The sequence below is a fragment of the Limnospira sp. PMC 1279.21 genome (genome assembly GCF_032349615.1).
In the GTDB taxonomy this organism is placed as follows: domain Bacteria; phylum Cyanobacteriota; class Cyanobacteriia; order Cyanobacteriales; family Microcoleaceae; genus Limnospira; species Limnospira fusiformis.
Genome location: NZ_JARPLU010000219.1, coordinates 1 through 6,401, shown reverse-complemented (window position 1 = coordinate 6,401; position 6,401 = coordinate 1). Strand labels below are relative to the sequence as shown.

Sequence of the window (6,401 nt, the reverse complement as noted above, 5' to 3'; positions counted from 1 at the left end):
CATGGTGTCGATTGAGCCATTGTCGTCCCATCTGCGGAGTGTTCTTTCATGGACTCGAAGGATTTGGGCCGCTTCCTTGGGTTTGACATATCTGGCAATAGGTTTATCCTCAACCCTTCTCGCTTATTATACCGTATTGCCCTAAAATATTAACCGAATTTGTGATTAAATCATGCTCTCGTGCCGTGGCTCTCCCATGGACTTTGGGCGGCTTGGCCGCTTGGTGAAACCCTAAGCCCTAGAAACCGGGTTGCTGACATCTATCGTTGTTCCCCCAGTTTACAGTAACTTTGCCATGATTTCGTCAAATCTCCGCTTTGTGTGTTATCATGCTTAAATATTGTCGGTTCTGATGGGGAGCAGCCATCAGACGTAAGGGGGAAAGTCCGGCGTAAATCCGGCGCTGTCCCGCAGCTGTGAGGAGAGACACAACTCTCTAAGTCAGAATGCCCGCCGAACTGTCTCCTCTGGAGATGCACCAAACTGTTATTTTTCGTCTGCGAGGTACGGATGATGGTTCGTTTAGCTTTTTCACAATTAATATTGCCTTCATTTTTTAGGACGACTCCCCTGGCGTTGCATGGGTAGCGCCCTGATTTGAAATTGCCATTTTGAGAAAACTAGCCTTATGTAGACATTGACTGGCAGATGGTCACTCATGCTAACGGTGACTTGAATCAGTCTGGTCTGAGTATTGCTTAACTCAATTGGGCAGATATTCTGCTGCTTTGAATTGTTCACTCCGCTGGTTTGTCGCGGGGATGGACTAGATTTCTATGACTATTTTCAGCGTTAGGACGCGACAATTTATGACCTTGGAAACATACACTCAAACCCGTCTGGAAACCGCGACTATCGGCTATCCTCGTATTGGTAAAAGTCGCGAGTTAAAAAAGGCATTAGAAGCCTTTTGGCGGGGTAAATCGGACGCAGAAACCCTCATCCAGACTCGGAATGAAGTTGAGTTCAAAAACTGGGAAACTCAACGACAAGCAGGCATCGATCGCATTGGTATTGGCGACATGAGCCTCTACGATCACGTTTTAGACTGGAGCATCCGCTTAGGCATCATTCCCGAACGGTTTGCATCCTTTAGCGGACTCGACCGTTATTTTGCCATGGCGCGGGGTAAGGATGGCATTGCCGCCCTGGAAATGACCAAATGGTTCGACACCAACTATCACTACCTCGTCCCAGAAATTCCCGAAACATTACAGCCAGCCGACTTTAGCGATTTCCTGCAAACCGTGCATCGCGCTCAAACCTTATTAGGCGATCGCGCTGTTCCCATTGTTTTGGGTCCGGTGACTTTGCTGCGGCTGAGTCGTTTGGAGATGAATCAAGACCAAGCGGGAAAACAACTAGGCGATCGCTATCTCCTGCTTCTCCAGGAACTCCAAAAAATGGGTGTCGCTGAAGTCCAAATCCATGAACCTGCTTTAGTCTTCGGAGATGCTGCCAACTTTAAACAACTCTATCAATCAACTTATCAATCTCTCAGCCAAGTCGGCTTACCCATTCACCTGGTCACCTACTTTGATGACTTGGGAGACAATTACCCCTGGGTGATGGAATTACCCGTCGCTGGCATTAGTTTAGACTTCACCCGTGGGCGTAACCTAGAGTTACTGCAACAGTATGGTTTCCCCGACGATAAAGAGTTGGGGGCGGGAATTGTCGATGCCCGCAATGTATGGAAAATTCGCCCGGACTCCGTTTTGTCAACCCTGGAAGCCATTTCCCGTGTCACCCCTAACCTGCGGATTCAGCCGTCTGCTTCCCTGCAATTTGTGCCATACGATGCCCAGCGAGAAACCAAACTCCCCGAACCCTTGCGGTCCGTTTTGAGCTTTGCTGAACAGAAGTTAGTAGAAATCACACTGCTGGCTGATTGGGCCGATCGCTCCTATGGAACCCAAGAACCTGACAAGTATCTGGAAGTCATCCTCCGGCAATGGCAAACCTTCCAGGAATTTAGCCCAGTTAATCAGGGGGTAAAAGAACGCCTGCAAAATCTGACCTCCCAGGATTTAGAGCGGACTTTGCCTTATGAACAACGTCAAGAACGCCAGCCCGTTTTGCCCCCATTCCCCACCACCACCATCGGGTCTTTCCCCCAAACCTCCGAAGTGCGGCAACTGCGGGTGAAACTGAAACGGGGTGACATTACCCAAGCCGAATATGAAGCGGCGATCGATGCCGAAATTGCCAAGTGCATCCAATTCCAAGAAGAAGCCGGACTCGATGTATTAGTGCATGGGGAATTTGAGCGCACCGACATGGTGGAATTTTTCGGGCAACAGTTATCAGGCTTTGCCTTTACTGAACATGGTTGGGTGCAAAGTTACGGCAGCCGTTGCGTGCGTCCCCCGATTATTTATGGAGATGTCGCCCGCACCGGACCCATGACAGTTCGAGAGTTCAAGGTAGCCCAATCCCTGACCGATAAAATTGTCAAAGGGATGCTAACCGGTCCGGTCACCATGATTAACTGGTCATTTACCCGCACCGATATTCCGCGCAGTAAACAAGCCATGCAGATTGCCTTAGCCTTGCGGGATGAAGTAGCCGACTTAGAAGCCGCGGGGGCGAAGATGGTACAAATTGATGAACCTGCCTTGCGGGAAGGGCTGCCTCTGAAGCCAGAACGTTGGGATGAGTATCTATCCTGGGCGGTGGATGCTTTCCGTCTGTCTGCGGCTATAGCCAAACCGGAAACCCAAATCCATACCCATATGTGTTACTCGGAATTTGGGGATATTATTGGGCATATTGAGCGGTTGGATGCGGATGTGTTGTCCATTGAAAATAGCCGCAGCAATAACGAAACCCTGTTTGAAATTACTGATGCGGGCTACAAACATCAAGTGGGGAACGGCGTTTACGATGTTCACAGCCCAGCAGTTCCCAGCACAGAACAGATGGTGCAACAGTTAAAAACCGGGGTCGCCAATTTACCTGTACAACAGATTTGGGTTAATCCCGATTGTGGCTTGAAAACAAGGGGTTGGGAAGAGGTGATTCCTTCCCTAAAAAATATGGTGGAGGCGGCGAAAATTCTGCGCCAGGAAGCTAATTTGACTGAAAAATAACTGATGTCTAAATCCCCCGTTTCCTAACGGGGGAGTCTGTGCAAACCACCTGGGATTTCTTATGAATGGAACAGATAGCCCGACCAAGGAACCGCCCAATCCGCCGATGAATTGGCAGCAAGATTTTATTGCTACAAATCTATTGTCTCTAGGCTATAACGCCTGGGTGGGGTATCTCAATGGTGAACGGGGTGCAGTGATTTGTAGCACCAATACGCCAACAGTAGGAATGGCGGGGGAGGTTTTTAAGGTTCACTATGTACCTAGATCGCGTCTCGCCGCTTTTCTGAATGCGTGGCTGGCTGCGCCTGACACAGTGATTCTGCGTCATCATTTTATGAATGCTCACATTTTGGAAGCTGTCGATACCTACAACCCCACCACAGAATTAGTGTTTCTGTTGGAGTCATTGAATCAGGTGACATTCTTCTACCTAAAAAATTTGCCAATTACTCCGCATAAGTGCTACGAGCAAATCTGCAAACACTGGGAAGAATTCCAGCCTGCGGATGATGGCTGCTCGGATTCAAGTCGCCAATCATATTCCCTCGGAAACCATAATTTATATGGCTTCTGAAAATTCTCTTGCTCGCTAATTTGGGGGCGAAAATATCATCGCCCCTTCAATTATTAACAACTTATGATGGCATAAATACGATGCTAAAATATTATCTGGATCGCTCTGGAAAAATTCCCGCTTCTGTCCATCCTTTTGTCAAACAGGAGGCGCTGGGTAAAGCTGAAAAAGCGCCTAAAAAGGGGAAAATTCAAGTTATAAATCGACTCCGAAATGGTTGGTTGGTAATTTGGCGATCGCTCTCCCAAAGACATGAAAAACCATAATTTATTACCCCGCCCACAAAACTCCATAAGTTTCTCATTCCAGACTAGCTTAATGACTAAATTTATCCGCTTTATTTGTACTCTGGTAATTGCTGTATTACTGGTTATTGGCGGAGGGTTTTTGATGAAAGTTTATCCCCATTATTTGACGGATACAACCAACAATAATGCCCTCAATGTCAGCCCAAATACTTCTTTGTCAGCCGTAGACAGGGATTTAGCGATCGCCTATCGTCGCCAATACATGAAAGCATTGTCAGCCCATTATCGTTCTCTGGAAGCGATTTTAGAAAAAGAGGCTCCTTTTGCTAATCAAACTCTAACCCACATTAATAGCTTATTATCCCTAGCTGAATATATGCCCGAAGTTTTCCCACATGGAACCGCTATGACTGACGCAGAGGGCTGGGGAGCCAAGCCATTAATTTGGTCAGAACCCGATGACTTTTCTCGACTGATTGCCAACTTTCAAGCTAATCTTGAAACCCTGAAAACTATGGTTAATAATTCACCAAATCCAATTAATGCGATCGAGTCATTTACAAAAGTGAGGCAAACGTGCTTAGATTGTCATAGCATTTATCGAGTGCGCCAACCTTAACCCAGAAACCTAGTGGCTTTAGTTCACGCCATCCTAGATTATAACACAATTATACCATGTTCAACCTTTTTTTAATCACCATTAGTCTGCTGTTATTAGCAATTGTGGTAGGATTAACACTTTACCTGCTTTCCCCTCGCAAATATCAATCCGCCGATTCTGTTGCCAACTCCTATGATGATTGGACTAATGACGGCATCCTGGAATTTTACTGGGGGGAACATATCCACCTCGGTCACTATGGTTCACCGCCACAACCCAAAGACTTCCTGAAAGCTAAAGAAGACTTTGTGCATGAAATGGTCCGTTGGGGGGGATTAGACCGCCTTCAGACCGGCACAACAGTTTTGGATGTCGGTTGTGGTATCGGTGGCAGTAGTCGCATTCTAGCGCGAGATTATGGCTTTGCCGTCACAGGTATTACTATCTCTCCAGGGCAAGTCAAACGCGCCCAGGAACTCACCCCAACCGACCTCAATGCGCGGTTTCAGGTAGATGATGCCTTGGCATTATCTTTCCCCGATGCCAGTTTTGACGTGGTTTGGTCTATTGAAGCCGGACCCCATATGCCGGATAAAGCCCAATATGCGCGGGAGATGATGCGGGTGTTAAAACCCGGTGGGGTGCTGGTGGTGGCGGACTGGAATCAACGAGACTCGCGCCAAAAACCCTTGAACGCCTGGGAAAAGGTAGTCATGCGGCAACTGTTGGATCAATGGGCTCATCCGGCTTTCTCTAGTATTGAAGGCTTTGCGGAAGAACTCGCGGCGACCGGGTTGGTATCTGGTGAAGTCACCACCGCAGACTGGACCGCCGAAACTCTACCCTCTTGGCTAGATTCCATTTGGCAGGGGATAATCCGTCCAGAGGGGATTATCCGCTTTGGGGTGACGGGATTGATTAAATCCTTGCGAGAAGTCCCCACATTCCTGTTAATGCGGTTAGCCTTTGGGGCGGGTTTGTGCCGATTTGGGATGTTTCGGGCTGTTCGCGCTGCTGCACCGGTTGAGGAGATGGCTGTATCGACTCAAACCAGTGAAGCGTTACCAAAATAATCAAGATTTGAAGTCTCTATCTTCAAATGTTAATTAAGGGGAAAAGTCAACACCGTTCTCTTGATTGGAGCCGCCGCCAATTATGCTAAAATCCTGATCAACTCCTAGTGCCAGCATATGGCTGGCTTCTAGGACTGCTCCCATGGCATTGTTAGGAAGGTTTTATGAGAAAAACGCATCTGGGTTTAGCGATCGCCGCACTTAGCCTTTTAGGAGTGTTGGCAGAGCCGTCGGTCAACCTTTCCCGCACCGCCGCCGCTCAACATCAGACCCAAGTCGGACAATCCCAAACCAGGGGTGATGGGCAAAATATTATTATGCACCTGACTCATGGCACTGATGACCTTCATGCGGCTTTCATGGCTTTGAAATTAGGCACAAACCTCCAAAAACGGGGCGCTCAGGTGACGCTGGTTTTGACTTTGGAGGGGGTGAGAATTGCCTCTAGAAATCAACCCTTAGACTTGCGCTGGGGTAGTAGTCCGATGACTTTAGCCCAAATGTATGATGATTTTGTCGCCGCCGGAGGCAAGGTAATGGTTTGTCCTGCTTGTGCCGAAGCCGCCGGAATCACCGCTGCTAATTTACGGACTGGCGCTCAATTAGCAAAGGAGAACGAGGATATCCCTAGTTTGATTTTAGCAGCCGATAAAATTATTGGTTTCTAGTCAGTTTTTGACCTCAACAGAGAATTTGGTTGTCATCGCCAATTCCCTGTTGAAGAAATCTCCCCAGGTATCTGACTATTCCCCTGACTGATACATTTACGCGGCATTTTTCCGGTTGTTCCCGGACAATGCGACGATAGCA

Annotated in this window: 6 protein-coding genes, 1 pseudogene and 1 riboswitch; of the genes and pseudogenes, 6 read left to right on the top strand and 1 reads right to left on the bottom strand. The window is 48.0% G+C overall.

The window, feature by feature from the left end:
* Positions 1–99, bottom strand: a pseudogene (locus P5683_RS21780) (IS607 family transposase); the annotation flags it as partial.
* A 228-nt stretch (positions 100–327) separates the two neighbouring features.
* Positions 328–473, top strand: a riboswitch (cobalamin riboswitch).
* Positions 474–809: 336 nt separating this feature from the next.
* On the opposite strand from P5683_RS21780, the gene metE reads away from it, so the two are divergent.
* The 6 genes from metE (at position 810) to P5683_RS21750 (ending at position 6,259) form a co-directional block, all read left to right on the top strand.
* Positions 810–3,092 carry a 5-methyltetrahydropteroyltriglutamate--homocysteine S-methyltransferase gene (gene metE / locus P5683_RS21775; protein WP_006668353.1) on the top strand — a complete coding sequence of 761 codons (2,283 nt, stop codon included), beginning with the start codon at positions 810–812 and terminating at the stop codon, positions 3,090–3,092.
* Between the two features lie 61 nt (positions 3,093–3,153).
* On the top strand, positions 3,154–3,669 hold the full coding sequence (locus P5683_RS21770) for a hypothetical protein (protein ID WP_006623104.1): 516 nt from the start codon (positions 3,154–3,156) through the stop codon (positions 3,667–3,669).
* Between the two features lie 80 nt (positions 3,670–3,749).
* Complete coding sequence (locus P5683_RS21765) at positions 3,750–3,935, top strand: hypothetical protein (protein WP_006668352.1); 186 nt, start codon at positions 3,750–3,752, stop codon at positions 3,933–3,935.
* A 52-nt stretch (positions 3,936–3,987) separates the two neighbouring features.
* Positions 3,988–4,536: a cytochrome c gene (locus P5683_RS21760; RefSeq protein WP_228116418.1), complete on the top strand. Its 549-nt coding sequence runs from the start codon at positions 3,988–3,990 to the stop codon at positions 4,534–4,536.
* A gap of 56 nt (positions 4,537–4,592) precedes the next feature.
* Positions 4,593–5,591 carry a methyltransferase domain-containing protein gene (locus P5683_RS21755; protein ID WP_006623101.1) on the top strand — a complete coding sequence of 333 codons (999 nt, stop codon included), beginning with the start codon at positions 4,593–4,595 and terminating at the stop codon, positions 5,589–5,591.
* A 164-nt stretch (positions 5,592–5,755) separates the two neighbouring features.
* On the top strand, positions 5,756–6,259 hold the full coding sequence (locus P5683_RS21750) for a DsrE family protein (RefSeq protein ID WP_006623099.1): 504 nt from the start codon (positions 5,756–5,758) through the stop codon (positions 6,257–6,259).
* Positions 6,260–6,401 lie beyond the last annotated feature (142 nt).

What these genes read in the sequence shown, in the direction of transcription:
- metE (WP_006668353.1), top strand. Translation starts at nt 810, where the DNA reads ATGACCTTGGAAACATACACTCAAACCCGTCTGGAAACCGCGACTATC.
- P5683_RS21770 (WP_006623104.1), top strand. Translation starts at nt 3,154, where the DNA reads ATGAATGGAACAGATAGCCCGACCAAGGAACCGCCCAATCCGCCGATG.
- P5683_RS21765 (WP_006668352.1), top strand. Translation starts at nt 3,750, where the DNA reads ATGCTAAAATATTATCTGGATCGCTCTGGAAAAATTCCCGCTTCTGTC.
- P5683_RS21760 (WP_228116418.1), top strand. Translation starts at nt 3,988, where the DNA reads ATGACTAAATTTATCCGCTTTATTTGTACTCTGGTAATTGCTGTATTA.
- P5683_RS21755 (WP_006623101.1), top strand. Translation starts at nt 4,593, where the DNA reads ATGTTCAACCTTTTTTTAATCACCATTAGTCTGCTGTTATTAGCAATT.
- P5683_RS21750 (WP_006623099.1), top strand. Translation starts at nt 5,756, where the DNA reads ATGAGAAAAACGCATCTGGGTTTAGCGATCGCCGCACTTAGCCTTTTA.